At 71.7% G+C, this 13,766-nt stretch carries 15 protein-coding genes and 1 riboswitch; of the genes, 3 read left to right on the top strand and 12 right to left on the bottom strand.

Annotated features, from left to right (window positions below; translation table 11 throughout):
• Nucleotides 1-242 precede the first annotated feature (242 nt).
• Nucleotides 243-1,796, top strand: coding sequence for a hypothetical protein (locus tag KZ829_RS02610; RefSeq protein WP_220142235.1), 1,554 nt, complete (start codon nt 243-245; stop codon nt 1,794-1,796).
• Between the two features lie 122 nt (nt 1,797-1,918).
• Nucleotides 1,919-2,338, top strand: coding sequence for a ribonuclease domain-containing protein (locus tag KZ829_RS02615; protein ID WP_220142236.1), 420 nt, complete (start codon nt 1,919-1,921; stop codon nt 2,336-2,338).
• Nucleotides 2,339-2,383: 45 nt separating this feature from the next.
• On the opposite strand, the gene thiC is transcribed toward KZ829_RS02615, so the two are convergent.
• From thiC to KZ829_RS02660, 9 genes are all read right to left on the bottom strand, one after another.
• The gene (thiC, locus tag KZ829_RS02620) at nt 2,384-3,907 is read right to left on the bottom strand and encodes a phosphomethylpyrimidine synthase ThiC (RefSeq protein ID WP_220142237.1); all 1,524 of its coding nucleotides are present in this window, start codon (nt 3,905-3,907) and stop codon (nt 2,384-2,386) included.
• A gap of 75 nt (nt 3,908-3,982) precedes the next feature.
• A complete protein-coding gene (gene thiD / locus KZ829_RS02625; protein ID WP_220142238.1) occupies nt 3,983-4,750 on the bottom strand; it encodes a bifunctional hydroxymethylpyrimidine kinase/phosphomethylpyrimidine kinase in 768 nt (255 codons plus the stop codon).
• Nucleotides 4,747-5,340: a thiamine phosphate synthase gene (locus tag KZ829_RS02630; RefSeq protein WP_220142239.1), complete on the bottom strand. Its 594-nt coding sequence runs from the start codon at nt 5,338-5,340 to the stop codon at nt 4,747-4,749. The genes thiD and KZ829_RS02630 overlap by 4 nt, the downstream gene beginning before the upstream one ends.
• Entirely contained in the window at nt 5,334-6,077 is a 744-nt protein-coding gene (locus tag KZ829_RS02635) for a thiazole synthase (RefSeq protein WP_220142240.1), read from the bottom strand. Before KZ829_RS02635 ends, KZ829_RS02630 begins: the two co-directional genes overlap by 7 nt.
• 2 nt (nt 6,078-6,079) lie before the next feature.
• Nucleotides 6,080-6,280 carry a sulfur carrier protein ThiS gene (gene thiS / locus KZ829_RS02640; RefSeq protein WP_220142241.1) on the bottom strand — a complete coding sequence of 67 codons (201 nt, stop codon included), beginning with the start codon at nt 6,278-6,280 and terminating at the stop codon, nt 6,080-6,082.
• Nucleotides 6,277-7,299, bottom strand: coding sequence for a glycine oxidase ThiO (thiO, locus tag KZ829_RS02645; RefSeq protein ID WP_220142242.1), 1,023 nt, complete (start codon nt 7,297-7,299; stop codon nt 6,277-6,279). The genes thiS and thiO overlap by 4 nt, the downstream gene beginning before the upstream one ends.
• Nucleotides 7,296-7,880 (bottom strand): thiamine phosphate synthase, encoded by a 585-nt coding sequence (locus KZ829_RS02650; RefSeq protein ID WP_220142243.1) that lies wholly within the window; start codon nt 7,878-7,880, stop codon nt 7,296-7,298. The genes thiO and KZ829_RS02650 overlap by 4 nt, the downstream gene beginning before the upstream one ends.
• Nucleotides 7,874-7,984, bottom strand: a riboswitch (TPP riboswitch). Its footprint overlaps the gene before it by 7 nt.
• 33 nt (nt 7,985-8,017) lie before the next feature.
• Complete coding sequence (locus KZ829_RS02655) at nt 8,018-9,664, bottom strand: ABC-F family ATP-binding cassette domain-containing protein (protein WP_220142244.1); 1,647 nt, start codon at nt 9,662-9,664, stop codon at nt 8,018-8,020.
• 28 nt (nt 9,665-9,692) lie between these two features.
• Entirely contained in the window at nt 9,693-10,310 is a 618-nt protein-coding gene (locus KZ829_RS02660) for a class I SAM-dependent methyltransferase (protein WP_220142245.1), read from the bottom strand.
• A 95-nt stretch (nt 10,311-10,405) separates the two neighbouring features.
• Between KZ829_RS02660 and KZ829_RS02665 the strand changes: the two genes are divergently transcribed.
• Complete coding sequence (locus KZ829_RS02665; protein ID WP_220142246.1) at nt 10,406-11,134, top strand: hypothetical protein; 729 nt, start codon at nt 10,406-10,408, stop codon at nt 11,132-11,134.
• 64 nt (nt 11,135-11,198) lie between these two features.
• On the opposite strand, the gene truA is transcribed toward KZ829_RS02665, so the two are convergent.
• The 3 genes from truA to KZ829_RS02680 all read right to left on the bottom strand — a co-directional run bounded on the left by truA (nt 11,199) and on the right by KZ829_RS02680 (nt 13,698).
• Nucleotides 11,199-12,014, bottom strand: a complete 816-nt coding sequence (gene truA / locus KZ829_RS02670) for a tRNA pseudouridine(38-40) synthase TruA (RefSeq protein ID WP_220142247.1) — start codon at nt 12,012-12,014, stop codon at nt 11,199-11,201.
• An 85-nt stretch (nt 12,015-12,099) separates the two neighbouring features.
• Nucleotides 12,100-12,639 (bottom strand): 50S ribosomal protein L17, encoded by a 540-nt coding sequence (gene rplQ / locus KZ829_RS02675; protein ID WP_220142248.1) that lies wholly within the window; start codon nt 12,637-12,639, stop codon nt 12,100-12,102.
• A gap of 36 nt (nt 12,640-12,675) precedes the next feature.
• A complete protein-coding gene (locus KZ829_RS02680) occupies nt 12,676-13,698 on the bottom strand; it encodes a DNA-directed RNA polymerase subunit alpha (RefSeq protein ID WP_093618743.1) in 1,023 nt (340 codons plus the stop codon).
• Nucleotides 13,699-13,766 lie beyond the last annotated feature (68 nt).

Below are 13,766 nucleotides of genomic sequence, written 5' to 3' on the forward strand. Positions count from 1 at the left end.
TTTCGTCCCGCGACCACGGTGGCAAGGTTTGGCACGACACGACGGACTCGTTGTCCGGTGCGCGACAGTGTCCACTCCGGACCATCGTTCTGGCAAGTCGCTCGCAGTTCGCACGATGATTACCGTGGGTAACCGTTTTTTGATCGACGTTTTTCGATCATAGACGGTTACGACTTTAGGCCGCCTTAAGAAGGACGACCCGGACTGGCGCATCCTGCGGAACATTCCGTAACGTGCCCGGCATGGCATTTCGGAGCTGGCTGAAGCTGTTGGCCGCCACCACCATGGCCGCCGCCGTCGTCGGCGCAGGTCAACTCGGCATCGCTTACGGGCTCGGCATGGTGCGGCTCGACCAGACTCTGGAAGTCACCCAGCGTGATCAGTGGACAGCACAACTCGCCTGGGTCGCGTGGATCACGATGACCGCCGCGGCGATCGGCGCCGTGGTCGCCACCGGGCTCCGGCCCCGCTGGTCGCCCCGCCCGGTCGGCGCCGCCGGTTCCCTCGCCATGGGCCTGGCCGCCGGCTTCGGCGCCCTCGCCGTCCTGCCGCTGACCATGCAGCCGGCCCGCGCCGCCCACATCGCCGGCGTGCAGCCGGTCGTCGTCATCGGCATCTGCGCCACGCTCGCCGCCGCGGTCGGCATCTTCGCCGCGGCCGCCGCCGCCGCGAAGCCCGTGGCCCGCTGGAGCGTCGCCACCCTGAGCGTCATCGTCTGGGCCGTCGCGCTGATCTCCGTCGTGCCGTCCCTGCTTCCCGGTGAGACCCCGGTCGCGGCCCGCCTCGGCGTGCTCGAGGGCCGGCTCATCCCGGCCGCCGCCACCGAGCACACGCCGTTCATCACGATGCCCGTGCTGGCGCTGCTCACCGGCCTGATCCTGGGACTGGTGGCCCGGAGCCGGAAACTGTCCACCTTCGCGGTGGCGCTCAGCGGCCTGGCCGGCCCGGTCCTGCTGACCCTCGCCTACCTGATCGCCGGTCCCGGTTCGGCGGCCGGCTTCGAACTCAGCCCGTACTGGGCGGCGATGACCGCGGCCGGCGCCGGCGTGCTCGGCTCGGTCCTGGCCGCGATCGTCCGCGGCGGCGGCGATGCCGAGCCGGCCCCCGCCGCGGAGCCGGACGCCCCCGCCGACGACTCCCCCGCCGACGCCAAGCCCGAGCCCGTCTCCGGCCGCGCCAGCCTGCCCCGCCGGGACGTTCCGGTGCAGTCGGCGATCGCCGCCGCCGCGGCCGTCGCGGCCCAGCGCCCCGAGGACCAGCTCCGGCCGTCCGACACCGGCGTGCTCACCGTGGGAGCCGCGGACCGCCCGCACCCGTTGCAGGGCCTGGCCGCGGAGGCGGCGCCCGCCTCGCCGTTCACGTCCGGCACCGGGTCCCCGTTCGGTCAGGCTCCGGCCTCGTCCGGCGCCACCTACGCCTCCGGCGACGCGGAGCCGCGCTTCTCCGGGCAGCAGCCCGTCAAGCGCGGCATGGGCGCCGGCCTCCGGCGCGGATGGCGTACGCGGCGCGGCGCTCCCGAGGCCCCCGCGCCGTCCCCGGCCCTGACTGGTGACACCGGTTCGTTCAACGGCTTCACGGCCGGGCCGCCCGGCCCCCGGGTGGGCGTCGACACCGCCGAGCACCCGCGGGTGGCGACCCGCGCCCCGCTCACCCCCGAGCCGACCCCGATCAGCGCCCCGCTGCCCCAGCCCCAGCCGATCGCCCCGCCGCCGGTCGCCCCCGCCCCCGCCCAGCGCGGCGCGATGGGCCGCAAGGAGGAGGACTACGTCGACTGGGTGAACCGGCTCGGCAACTGACCACCCCGTAAAACATCGGCGAACGCCGATGGAATGATGGGTTTGAGAGGTACCGCTGCCCTTGCCAAGCGGTGACGATTGTCGATGTCCGGGTCCCCCCTCGACGGCATCGGAGTCCGATCATGAGTACTCGTATCGGCCGCTTCCTCTCCCAGTTCGCCCTCGTCTTCGCACTGGCCGGCACGGCCCTGGCAGCCCCCGCGGTAGTGGCCCCCACCACGACCGACGCGGCCCACGCCGCCGTCTACAGCAGCTGCACCATCAGCCGCTGCTCGGCCGCCCGCACCGCGTTCACCGGCTGGCAGTCCCTGGGCTGGCCCACCACCGCCGGCTGGTACTCCTGGCCGTACGGCAACTACAACTACACCGGCGGCCGGTTCTACAACCGTGAGGGCCAACTCCCGTCCGCCACCTACAGCGAGTACGACGTCTACTCCCGCAACCGCGGCGCCGCCCGCGACGCCTACCGCATCGTCGTCAACCGCAGCACCCGCGTCGCCTACTTCACCCCGGACCACTACGTCACGTTCTACAAGCTCTGAAAGGCACGCGGTGGCCGCCCGCCGGCGGCCACCGCGCGCATGCCGCTAGGCCGTCGGCGTGACCGGCAGGTAGACCCGCCCGCCGGCCGACACGAACTCCTCGGACTTGGCCTTCATCCCCGCCGCCCGGATCTCGTGACTGATCCGCATGGAACAGAACTTCGGCCCGCACATGGAGCAGAAGTGCGCCGTCTTGGCCGGAGCCGCCGGCAGCGTCTCGTCGTGATAGGCGCGAGCGGTCCCGGGGTCGAGCGCCAGCTCGAACTGGTCCTCCCACCGGAAGTCGAACCGGGCCCGGGACAGCGCGTCGTCCCACTCCTGCGCCCCCGCGTGCCCCTTCGCCAGGTCGGCCGAGTGTGCCGCGATCTTGTACGCGATCATCCCGGCCTTGACGTCCTCCTTGTTCGGCAGCCCCAGATGCTCCTTGGGCGTCACGTAGCAGAGCATCGCCGTACCGAACATCCCGATCATCGCCGCCCCGATGGCCGACGTGATGTGGTCGTAGGCGGGCGCGATGTCGGTGGCGAGCGGCCCGAGCGTGTAGAACGGCGCCCCCGAGCACAGCTCCTGCTGGAGATCCACGTTCTCCTTGATCTTGTGCATGGGTACGTGCCCCGGCCCCTCGACCATGACCTGTACGTCGTACTCCCACGCGATGTGCGTCAGCTCCCCGAGGGTCCGCAGCTCGGCGAACTGTGCTTCGTCGTTGGCGTCCGCGATCGACCCGGGCCGCAGCCCGTCCCCGAGCGAGAACGTGATGTCGTACTCCCGGAAGATCTCGCACAGCTCCCGGAAGTGCGTGTAGAGGAAGTTCTCCCGGTGCTCGGCGAGACACCAGGCCGCCATGATCGACCCGCCCCGGGAGACGATGCCGGTCACGCGTGAGGAGGTCAGCGGCACGTACTCCAGGAGCACACCCGCGTGGATCGTCATGTAGTCGACCCCCTGGGAAGCCTGCTCGATGACGGTCTCCCGGAAGATCTCCCAGGTCAGCTTGAGCGGATCCCCCTTGACCTTCTCCAGCGCCTGGTAGAGCGGCACGGTTCCGATCGGCACCGGCGAGTTCCGGACGATCGCCTCCCGGGTCTCATGGATGTGCGGCCCGGTGGACAGGTCCATCACCGTGTCGGCGCCCCACTGGGTGGCCCAGGTGAGTTTCTCCACCTCCTCGTCGACGGACGAGGTGACCGCCGAGGTGCCGATGTTCGCGTTGACCTTCACGAGGAACCGGGACCCGATGATCATCGGCTCGGACTCGGGATGGTTCCGGTTGGCCGGCAGCACGGCCCGCCCGGCCGCGATCTCGTCCCGGACGACCTCCGGTGCGACGCCCTCGCGGACCGCGACGTACTCCATCTCCGGCGTGACGACCCCGGCTCGCGCGCTGGCGAGCTGGGTGCGGCCGGTCTGCCAGGGTTTCCGGAGCGGCGGCAGCCCGACCGCGGGTTCACTGCCGGGACCGGATGTGTCGTAGAGCCGCACCGGCGGGTGGTCGCCGGTGAGCACCACCTCGGTGAACGGCACCCGGATGTCCGGGCGGGGACCTTCCACGTAGACCTTGCGCCTCACGAGACCTCCCAAAGTAGTACAAAACCGGCATCACATGGCAGCAGGCATCCTCGACCGCCGCCCCGGCCGGAAGATCTAGACGGACCAGCCGAAGTGGTCCAGCGGCCCGGGTCCCGCCCCGAGCCGCCACTGAGCGCCACCCCGCAGGCCGCGATTCACGTACTCCTTGGCCGCCGCGACCGCCTCCGGAACCGGATCGCCGGCCGCCAGCCGCACCGCGATCGCCGACGAGAACGTGCAGCCCGAGCCGTGGTTGTTCACGGTCGCCACCGGCTCCCCGCGGAGCGGGGTGGTCTGCCCCGCGTGATGCAGGACGTCGAGCGCCAGCTCACTTCCGGTGACCACGACGGCGCGCGGTCCGCGCGCCGCGAGCTCGGCCGCCGCCGACACCATCTCCTCGGCCGTCTCGATCACCCTTCCGAGGAGGGCGCCGGCTTCGTGCCGGTTCGGTGTCAGGACGCAGGGGTACGCCGTGAGCACCCCGACCACATCCACCTCACCGAGCCGGCTGCCCGCGGTGGCCACCAGAACCGGATCGACGACGAGGTTCGGCAGCTCCGCCGCACGGGCGGCGATCACCTTGGCCACCGCCGGGTCGGAGATCATCCCGACCTTCACGGCGGCCACCGGCAGGTCCGACAGCACGGCGTCGAGTTGCGCGGCGACGATCTCGGCGGGCACCGGATGGATGGCCGTGACGCCGAGCGTGTTCTGCGCCGTGATCGCCGTGATCACCGACGTCCCGAAGGCCCCCAGCGCCGCGAACGTCTTCAGGTCCGCCTGGATCCCGGCACCCCCGCCGGAGTCCGACCCGGCGATCGTCAACACCACCGGCGGAGTCACCACCCACCCCCGCGGCCGGTGCCGACCGGGGCGGCGAACGCCGTCGCCAGTTCCCGGGCCGTCGACTCGGGGTCGGGTGACCGCATGAGCGCGCCCATCACCGCGATCCCCGCCGCTCCGGCCGCCGCACAGTCGGCCGCCCGCGACGGCGAGTCGATCCCGCCGAGCGCCAGCCAGGGCACCGGCGCACGCAGCTCGGCGGCCCCCGTGGCCCCGAGCGCGGGACCGTACCCCGGTTTGGACTCGGTGAGGTAGACCGGCGAGACCGTCACGTAGTCCACACCGGACAGCGACTCGGTCCCGTGCCAGGAGCGGCCCACCAGCGGGATCCCGGACGGCAGCGGATCGCCACCGGCCAGGTGCACGGCGTCGCCGCCCAACGGGTCCGGGCCGGCGACGATCAACCGGCCCGGGGGCAGCGACGATCGCAACTCGGCTGCCAGGGCCGCGCGTTCGGCGTACCGGAGATCGCGCTCACGCAGAACGACCCACGCCGCGCCACCGCGAACCGCCGCCGCGACCACCTGGGGCAACGGCCCGGCGGCGGACCGCCGATCGGTGAGCACGACGAGCCCGCCGGGGGTCACCATTCGGCGATCCCGTCGTCCTGGGTGGACGCCAGTGCGTGGAAGCGGCGTGGGATCCGCCCGGCGGCGCGGGCGAGCCGGCCGGCCGTGACCGCGTGCCGCATCGCCGCGGCCATCGCCGCCGGGTCGTCGGAGCGGGTGATGGCGCTGGCGATCAGGACCGCGTCGCAGCCGAGCTCCATGGCGAGGGCGGCGTCCGAGGCGGTGCCGATCCCGGCGTCGAGAACCACCGGCACGTCGACGCTCTGCACGATCAACTCGATGTGGTGCGGGTTGGAGATGCCCAGCCCGGAGCCGATCGGCGAACCGGCCGGCATGACGGCGGCGCACCCGGCGTCGGCCAGGCGGCGGGCCAGGATCGGGTCGTCACTGGTGTACGGCAGGACCGTGAACCCGTCCGCCACCAGGATCTCCGCGGCCTTGAGCAGTTCCACACCGTCCGGCAGCAGGGTCCGCTCGTCGCCGATCACCTCCAGCTTGATCAGCTCGGTCTCGAACGCCTCCCGGGCCATCTGCGCGGTCTTGACCGCGTCCCCGCTGGTGTAGCAGCCGGCCGTGTTGGGCAGCACCCGTACGCCGAGCCGGTCGAGCATCGGCAGCAGTCCGGGCCCGGCCGCGTCGACCCGGCGCAGCGCCACGGTGACGAGCGTGGTCTCGGACGCGACGACGGCCTCCTCCAGTGCGGCGAGACTGTTCGCCCCGCCGGTGCCGAGGATCAGCCCGTTCTCCGGAAGGAACATCGTCACCCTCCCTGCGCCGCGGTGAGGACCTCGATCCGGTCGCCGTCGGCGAGGTCGACCTGCCCCCACACCGACCGCGGCACGACCGTCCCGTTGACCGCCACGGCGACCCCGCGCTGGGCCGCGATGATCTCGGCGACCAGGGTCGCCACCGAGCAGGTGCCGGACCGGTCCTGGGTCTGGCCGTTGATCGTCAACTTCATCCGAACCTCCCGGGCGCGAACGCTTCCAGCAGTGGGTCCGCCGAGCCGGTGAACACCAGGTCGGCGATGAGTCGTGCGGTGATCGGGGCGAGCAGGATCCCGTTGCGGTGGTGGCCGGCCGCGACCACGGTGCGGCGGCTGTCGTCGAGGAACCCGAGCAGCGGCGCGTTGTCCGGGCTGCCCGGCCGGTGACCCACGGTCCATTCGGTGATCTCGTGCTCGGCCAGGCCGGGCACCAGGTCGAGGGCGGCCCGCAGCAGGTCGTGCACACCGCCCGCGGTGATCTGCCGGTCGGCGCGCTCCTCCTGGGTGGCGCCGACCACGACCTCGCCGTCGGCGCGCGGGACCAGGTAGACGTGCCGTCCGTCGGCCGCGCCGTCGATCACGTGGCGGAGCAGGCCGGGTTCGCCGCGCAGGCGCAGGACCTGGCCCTTCACCGGCCGGATCGGTAACCCGGTGAGGGTGGCGGTCCCGCAGCCTGCCGCGACCACGGTCAGGTCTTCATCCAACTCGGATAGATCAGAAATATGCTGTGCATAGACGCGCCCTTCCAAAGAAGAGCGCAGCGCCGCGACCACCTTGCGCGGATCGACCTGGATCTCGGTCGGCGCGAAGACCCCGGCCCGCACCCGCGGCGACAGCGCCGGCTCGAGATCCCGCAGCTGGGAGCCGCTGAGCCGGGCCAGTTTCTGGTGCTTCCACTCCCGCGCGCAATCGACCACGTCATCGGCGGTGAGCGCCACCGAGAGGGTGCCCGCCTCGTCGTAGCCGACGTCACCGAGCCGCGCCGCGAACGACGGCCACAACTCGCCGGAGGCCTCCAGCAGGCGGGTGAGATGCGGGTATTCGAAGGCCGACTCACCACCGGGCGCGAGCATCCCGGCCGCGACGTGCCAGGCCCCGTCCGTCCCGGCGGGCGCCGGGTCGTAGACGGTGACGTCGGCCCCACGGTCGAGCAGTTCGGCGGCGATGGCGAGCCCGATGATGCCGCCCCCGACGACGGCGATCCGGACGCTCATGACAGCGCCTGCAGGAACTCGGCCGCCGCTCCTTTCGGGTCCGCCGCGAAGGCGGAGACCGCCGCCACACCGTGCACCGCGAGAAGCGGCACCCGGTCAGCGGTGATCCCACCGATCGCGAGGACCGGCGTACCCGGAACCGCCTCGGCGACCGCGGCGATCGCGGCCGGCCCGAGCGGTGGTGGCAGCCCGTCCTTCGTGGAGGTGTGGAACGCCGGCCCGGCACCGAGGTAGCTCGCTCCGGCGGCGACGGCCGCCCGCGCGGCCGCGGGTGTCCGGCAGGTGGCGCCGACGATCGCGGCCGGCCCGAGGATCCGCCGGACGACCTCGACCGGCAGGTCGTCGGCGCCGACGTGGACGCCGTCCGCGCCCGCCGCGAGAGCCACCCCGACCCGGTCGTTGACCAGCACCATCGTGCCGGCCGGGCGACAGATCGCGACGGCGGCGACGGCCAGCTCGTACGCCTGGGCGTCGTTGGTCTTCACCCGGATCTGCACCGCGATGTCATCGAGCCCCGCGACACCGCGCACGACATCCAATGTGTCTGTTATGACATGGATACGGGGAAAGGCGATGCGCATGAAGCACTCCTCCCTGCGCCGGCATGACCCGGATCAGGTTCGACGGTCGGGGGCCGCATCAGCCCCCCTCTCAGCCCGGTGCCCGGACTCCCGTGGGTTGGTCGTAACCGGACCCTAACCGGTCCGTCACAGGAAAACTAGCGAACGTCCCAGACCGGTTCAGGAACCTCCACAACTTCGTTGTCGCCCCTGAACAGCAGGAAACGGTCGAAGGACCTGGTGAACCAGCGGTCGTGCGTGACAGCCATCACCGTGCCGTCGAACGCCCTCAGCCCCTCCTCCAGCGCCTCCGCCGAGGCCAGGTCCAGGTTGTCGGTGGGCTCGTCGAGCAGCAGCAGGGTGGCCCCCGACAGCTCCAGCAGCAGCACCAGGAACCGGGCCTGCTGCCCACCGGAGAGCGTGCCGAACCGCTGGTCCCCCTGGGCCGCCAGCTCGTACCGGTTGAGCGCCTTCATGGCGCCGGCCCGATCCATCCCGGACCGGTGCTCGTCGCCCCGCCACAGGATCTCGACCAGCGTCTTCTCCACCAGCTCCGGCCGGTCGTGGGTCTGCGAGAAGTGCCCGGGCCGGACCCGCGCGCCGAGCCTCGCCACCCCGTCGTGTGCCACGTACGCCAGCGGCGCCCCGTCCACCGGCTTGTGCTCCAGATCCGGGTCGCTGCCGCCGGCCGCGAGCAGCCGCAGGAAGTGCGACTTGCCGGTGCCGTTGGCGCCCAGCACCGCGACCCGGTCGCCGTACCAGATCTCCACGTCGAACGGGAACGTCAGGTTCTCCAGCTCGAGCCGCTCGCAGATGACCGCCCGCTTCCCAGTACGCCCACCGCGAAGGTTCATCTTCACGGCCTGGTCCTTGGGCGGCAGTGGCGGCGGCCCGGCCTCCTCGAACTTGCGGAGCCGGGTCTGCGCGGCCTGGTAGCGCGAGGCCAGCCCGTCGTTGAAGGCCGCCTTGTTCCGCAGCGTGAGCACGAGTTCCTTGAGCTTCTCGTGCTCCTCGTCCCAGCGCCGCCGGTTCTCCTCGAGCCGCTCGTGCCGGTGCCCACGTGCCTCGTGCCAGGAGGCGAACCCGGCCGGATGGGTCCACGCGCCGCCACCCTCGACGGCGACCACCCGGTCCGCGGTCTGGGCCAGCAGCTCCCGGTCGTGCGAGACGTACAGCACCGACTTGTTCGACTCGCGCAGCCGCTGCTCCAGCCAGCGTTTGGCGGGCACGTCGAGGAAGTTGTCCGGCTCGTCCAGCAGCAGCACCTCGTCGGCGCCGCGGAGCAGCAGGTCGAGGGCGAACCGTTTCTGCTCGCCGCCGGAGAGGGTCCGCACGATCCGGTGCCGGGTCTCCTCCCACGGCCGGCCGAGGATGGACACCGCCACCGTGTCGAACAGCACCTCGGCGTCGTACCCGCCGACCTCACCCCAGCCGGCGAGCGCGTTCGCGTACGCGATCTGGGTCTTCTCGGTCTCGTCGAGGGCCGCGGTGGCCGTGCGCAGTCGCTCACCTGCCGCGCGCAGCGCGGGTGGCACGAGAGAAAGAGCGAGATCCTCCAGGGTACGGTCGTCGCCGATCATCCCGATGAACTGCCGCATGACACCGAGCCCACCGGATCGGGCGATCACGCCGCTCTGGGTCGGGATGTCACCCGCCACCATCCGCATGAGCGTGGTCTTGCCGGCGCCGTTGGGCCCGACGAGCGCCACCTTCGCTCCCTCGCCGACCCGGAACGACACGTCGGTGAAGAGCTCACGCCCGTCCGGGAGCACGAACCCGGCACCGGCGACATCCACGTAACCCATGCCGGGCATCCTCCCTGTACAGAGCGATTCAGTCAGTCGATTTTCCGGTGACCCGCAGCACCCGGAATCCCCGCTGGCTGGCCGTCCGCTCGACCGTCCAGCCGAGCCCGGCGAGCCAGGAGTGCAGCGAGTCGCCACCCAGGTTCCGGTTGATCACCAGCCAGGCGACCCCGTCCGGGGCGAGCCGGGGCAGCCAGTTCTCCAGCAGCGTGTGCAACCCGGCCTTGCCGATGTGGGTGGGCGGGTTGCTCCAGATCTCGGTGAAGGTGACGTCGGCCGGCACCTCCTCCGGGGCCCGCACCAGCACCCGGCCGGCCAGGTCGAGCCGTTCGGCGTTCTCGCTCGCCAGGTCACGGGCCCGCGCGTTGACGTCGACGGCGTAGACGGTGGCGCCCGGCGCCTCGCTGGCCAGCACGCACGCGATCGGGCCGTAGCCGCAGCCCAGGTCGAGCAGGGCACCCTCGGTGGACGCGCCCGGCAACCCGGCCTTGCGCAGCAGGACCGCGGTGCCCGGGTCGAGCCGGCCGGCCGAGAAGACCCCGGAGGCGACGGCCAGACGGTAGTCCCGGCCGGCGACGTTGAACTCGATCTCGCCCCGGCGCATCGGCGCGTCCGGCTCGGCGGAGAAGTAGTGGTCGGCGCTCACCGGCCAAGTCTCCCGCGCAACTGTGAACACGACGGCGGCGGGGTGGCGGACACCGTGTGCGTTCATAGATCAGTGTGCGCGCCTAGCTTGAGCGGATGCGGCACGCCACCCCCGGCCTGATCCGGCTCTCCGCGCCGAGCCGGCATCGACGGCCGGCGCGGTCCCAACGGCACGCCTGGCGTGAGCCCTACCGGACCGCTCACCTGCTGACCCGCGGTCTGGCCGCGCTCATCGTGCTGGGCATCTGCGTCATGCTGGGCGTCCTGTTCGTCGCCGACGAGCGTGACGCCACCCCCCGTCGGCTCGCCGCCGCCGAGATCGACCAGCTCATCGCCTCACGCACGGTGGATCCGGAGCCGCTCACCGAGGCCGAGGTCTTCCCCAGCGGCTCCACCGCCTTCGGCGTACAGGAGACCGGCCTCACGGCCGACTGCACGATCGCGGTCACCGGCGCCCTGCGTTCAACCCTTCAGCGGTACGGGTGCTCGCAAGCGGTCCGGGCCGCCCTCACCGTCCCGTACGCCGACTACCGGGTGACCGCCGGCATGCTGAACCTGCCCGACGCCACCGGCGCGACGGCCGTCGGCGACCAGGTCCGCTCCCTGGTCGAGTCGGGTGACGGCGGGTTCGCGCAGATGTCCGGTGAGGCGACCGGCGCGGGCACCCCGGTGGTGTGGCGGACCCGCGGCCACTACCTGATGTACTGCGTGATCACCGGCCCGGACGGCGCCCTGGTCCCCGCCGACGAACCGCAGCTCGACCAGCTCACCCACGACCTGCTCGACGTCTACCTGAGCGAAACCGTCCTGTCCCGCCGGGCCTGACCCCTTCATCTGGCTCTCAGGGCTGTCTCGAGCCCACGAAACAGCTCTGACAGCCAAGCCGGGGTCAGGCGCGCAGGCGGCGGGTCGCCTCGGCGCGGGAGGCGTAGTCCGCCTCGCCCGGATAGCCGACCGCCACCAGGGTGAGCCCATGTGCCGGGGCCACCACCACGTCGTTGGACCGCTGCCGCAGGGTGAGCAGCTTGGCCGGCCACTCCGGGTCCCGGCGCCCGTCCCCCACCGTGAGCATCGCCCCGACCAGGCTGCGCACCATGGCCTGGCAGAACGCGTCGGCCTGCACGGTCGCCACGCAGACCCCGTCCGGGTCGCGGCGCCAGTCCAGCCGGTTGATCGCCCGGATCGTTGTGGCGTGCTCCTTGCGCTTGCAGAACGCCGCGAAGTCGTGCTCGCCCAGCAGCCCGGCCGCCGCGGCGTTGAGCCGGTCCGGGTCGAGCGGGCGCACCCAGCCGAGGGTGTCGTGGCGCCGCAGCGGCTCCGGACCCCACGGGGTGTCCGCGACGCGGTACTCGTAGCGCCGGAAGGTGGCCGAGAACCGGGCGTCGAAGGTGTCCGGCACCGGCGCCAGCGCCCGCACCCGGGCGTCCGGCGGCATCAGCGCGGCGAGACGCCGCAACAGCGACGACTCCAGCTCGGTCCAGCGCTCGGCCGGCAGGTCCACGTGGCAGACCTGGCCGGTGGCGTGCACCCCCGCGTCGGTGCGGCCGGCCACGGTGAGCCCGAGCGCCGTCTCCGGCCCCAGCAGGCGGGCGAAGGCCTCGACCAGGACCCCGGCGACGGTACGGCGTGACGGTTGTGCCGCCCAGCCGGAGAAGTCGGCGCCGTCGTACGACACGTCCAGGCGCAGCCGAACCGTCTCCGTCATTACCGTCCTCGCCCGTACGAATGAATGGTCCCGCAGAGAGAGGCCCGGCACCCAGAGTGGGTGCCGGGCCTCTCAGTGATCGAACTCAGGCCTTGGGCTCGTCGCCCTCGGCCTTGTCACCGGAAGCGGAGACCGGCGGCTCGGCGTCCTGGTCGGCGTCGGTGCTGGCGGGCACCTCCTCCTCGGGCGCGAGCGCCTCGACCTTGGCCTGCTGCGCGGCGGCCTTGCGGGCCTCCTTCGACGGGCCGGCGGTGGTGGCCGCGACCTGCAGCTCCTCGACCAGCTCGATGACCGCCATGGGGGCGGCGTCACCCTTGCGGGGGCCGATCTTGGTGATGCGGGTGTACCCACCGGGGCGGTTGGAGTATCGCGGAGCGATCTGCTCGAACAGGGCGTACACGACGTCCTTGTCCTTCACGGTGGCCAGGACCCGGCGACGGGCGTGCAGGTCGCCGCGCTTGGCCTTCGTGACCAGCTGCTCGGCCAGCGGGCGCAGCCGCTTGGCCTTCGACTCGGTGGTCTTGATCTTCCCGTGCCGGAAGAGCTCGGTGGCCAGGTTGGCCAGGATGAGCTTCTCGTGAGCCGGGCTGCCGCCGAGGCGGGCACCCTTGGTGGGCGTGGGCATTTCGGATGCTCCTTGAGATGTGGCGCAGCCGAGCTCTTAGAGCTGCTCGGTCTCGCGGTAGTCGTCGGTGTCGTAGTCCACGTCGCCGAACGAGTCGACCACGTGCGCGGGGTCGAAGGACGGCGCGCTGTCCTTCAGGCCCAGGCCCATTCCGGCGAGCTTCATCTTGACCTCGTCGATCGACTTCTGGCCGAAGTTCCGGATGTCCAGAAGGTCGGCCTCGGTACGCCCTATCAATTCGCCCACCGAGTTGATGCCCTCGCGCTTGAGGCAGTTGTACGACCGGACGGTGAGGTCCAGCTCCTCAATCGGAAGGGCCAGGTCGGCAGCGAGCTGCGCGTCCTGCGGCGACGGGCCGATGTCGATGCCCTCGGCGGTCTCGTCCAGCTCACGGCACAGGCCGAAGAGCTCGACGAGGGTCGAGCCGGCCGAGGCCAGCGCGGTCCGGGGGGAGATCGACGCCTTCGACTCGACGTCGATGATCAGGCGGTCGAAGTCGGTGCGCTGCTCGACACGGGTCGCCTCGACGCGGTAGGTGACCTTGAGCACCGGCGAGTAGATCGAGTCGACCGGGATGCGGCCGATCTCGGCGCCGGCGTTCTTGTTCTGCGCCGCGGTGACGTAGCCACGACCGCGCTCGACGGTCAGCTCCATGTCCAGCCGGCCCTTGCTGTTCAGGGTCGCCAGCTTCAGATCGGGGTTGTGCACCGAGACACCGGCCGGGGGCTGGATGTCGCCGGCGGTCACGTCGCCCGGGCCCTGCTTGCGCAGGTACATGCTGACCGGCTCGTCGTGCTCGGAGCTGACGGTCAGTTCCTTGACGTTCATGACCAGCTCGACCACGTCCTCCTTGACACCGGGGATCGTGGTGAACTCGTGCAGCACGCCGTCGATCTTGATGCTGGTGACCGCCGCGCCCGGGATGGACGACAGCAGGGTCCGCCGCAGTGAGTTACCGAGGGTGTAACCGAAACCCGGCTCCAGAGGCTCGATGGTGAACCGGGAGCGGGTCTCGCTGAGCGACTCCTCCGAGAGGGTCGGCCGCTGGCTGATGAGCACGCTGTTCTTCTTTCTGTCGGGCCACCCGCTATTTGATGGCCGTCCGTTTTGCCCGGCGCCTCGAAGGA

The organism is Actinoplanes hulinensis (assembly GCF_019429605.1).
GTDB classification, from domain to species: domain Bacteria; phylum Actinomycetota; class Actinomycetes; order Mycobacteriales; family Micromonosporaceae; genus Actinoplanes; species Actinoplanes campanulatus.

Excerpts from the sequence above, each read along its gene's own strand:
- thiO (WP_220142242.1), bottom strand. The coding sequence starts at position 7,299 with ATGAGCGTCCGGATCGCCGTCGTCGGGGGCGGCATCATCGGGCTCGCC.
- truA (WP_220142247.1), bottom strand. The coding sequence starts at position 12,014 with ATGACGGAGACGGTTCGGCTGCGCCTGGACGTGTCGTACGACGGCGCC.
- KZ829_RS02635 (WP_220142240.1), bottom strand. The coding sequence starts at position 6,077 with ATGTTCCTTCCGGAGAACGGGCTGATCCTCGGCACCGGCGGGGCGAAC.
- KZ829_RS02630 (WP_220142239.1), bottom strand. The coding sequence starts at position 5,340 with ATGGTGACCCCCGGCGGGCTCGTCGTGCTCACCGATCGGCGGTCCGCC.
- thiS (WP_220142241.1), bottom strand. The coding sequence starts at position 6,280 with ATGAAGTTGACGATCAACGGCCAGACCCAGGACCGGTCCGGCACCTGC.
- KZ829_RS02655 (WP_220142244.1), bottom strand. The coding sequence starts at position 9,664 with ATGGGTTACGTGGATGTCGCCGGTGCCGGGTTCGTGCTCCCGGACGGG.
- KZ829_RS02650 (WP_220142243.1), bottom strand. The coding sequence starts at position 7,880 with ATGCGCATCGCCTTTCCCCGTATCCATGTCATAACAGACACATTGGAT.
- KZ829_RS02665 (WP_220142246.1), top strand. The coding sequence starts at position 10,406 with ATGCGGCACGCCACCCCCGGCCTGATCCGGCTCTCCGCGCCGAGCCGG.
- KZ829_RS02615 (WP_220142236.1), top strand. The coding sequence starts at position 1,919 with ATGAGTACTCGTATCGGCCGCTTCCTCTCCCAGTTCGCCCTCGTCTTC.
- rplQ (WP_220142248.1), bottom strand. The coding sequence starts at position 12,639 with ATGCCCACGCCCACCAAGGGTGCCCGCCTCGGCGGCAGCCCGGCTCAC.
- KZ829_RS02610 (WP_220142235.1), top strand. The coding sequence starts at position 243 with ATGGCATTTCGGAGCTGGCTGAAGCTGTTGGCCGCCACCACCATGGCC.